Genomic DNA, 947 nt, shown 5'->3' on the forward strand with positions numbered 1-947 from the left:
GGCCCTCGCGCCCTGGGCGCGGCTGCGCTCCAGCAGCCGGCACACCGCCTGTTGCTGGCGCTGCGACACCAGCGGATTGACGCGGGCGTTCAAATCCAGTCCCGGCCCCAGCCGCATGCCGGCGATGGCCTCCGCCAGCGCCTCGGTCAGCGCCTGGAACTTGCTGCGATGCACATACAAGCGCGAGGCGGCCGCGCATACCTGGCCCTGATTCAGGAAGGCGCCGAGCAAGGCGCCCTCCGCCGCGCGCTCGATATCGGCGTCGGCCAATACCAGCATCGGATTCTTGCCGCCCAGCTCCAGCCCCAAGCGCGTCATATTGTCCAGCGCGGCGTGGCCGACGGTCTTGCCCACCTCGGTGGAGCCGGTGAAGCTGACCTTGCCCACCAGCGGATGACCGGCCAGCGCCTGGCCGACGCTGGCTCCAGGCCCGGTCACCACATTCACCACCCCCGGCGGCACCCCGGCCTGCTGCACCAGCTCCGCCAGCCGCAGCGCGGTCAACGGCGTTTCGCTGGCCGGTTTCAGCACCACCGAGCAACCAGCGGCCAAGGCCGGCACCAGCTTCCAAACCGCGATCATCAAAGGGAAATTCCACGGCACGATGCCGACGGCCACGCCTATCGGCTCGCGCCGGGTGAACGCGGTGAAGCGCGCGCCCGGCGGCGCCGGAATCGACACCTCCATGGTTTCGCCGGTGATCTTGGTGGCCCAGCCGGCCATGTAGCGGACGAACTCGATGGAACCGCCGACCTCGATCGCCCGCGCCAGCTGGATGGACTTGCCCTGGTTCAGGGTTTCCAACTGCGCCAGTTCCTCGGCGTGCGCTTCCAGCAAGTCCGCCAGCCGCAGCAGGATGCGTTCGCGCTCAGCCGGCCGCAGCCCGGACCAGGCGCCGCTGGCAAAAGCGCGCTGCGCGCTCTGCACCGCCGCGTCCGCGTCGGTGC

General features: G+C 70.2%; 1 protein-coding gene. It reads right to left on the minus strand.

Annotated features, from left to right (window positions below; translation table 11 throughout):
* Positions 1 to 947, minus strand: a 947-nt coding sequence (locus LQT98_RS23890; protein WP_231465746.1) for an aldehyde dehydrogenase family protein, incomplete at both ends; no start/stop codon positions are given.

Origin of the sequence: Chromobacterium aquaticum, assembly GCF_021129195.1 — a bacterium.
Lineage (GTDB): Bacteria > Pseudomonadota > Gammaproteobacteria > Burkholderiales > Chromobacteriaceae > Chromobacterium > Chromobacterium aquaticum.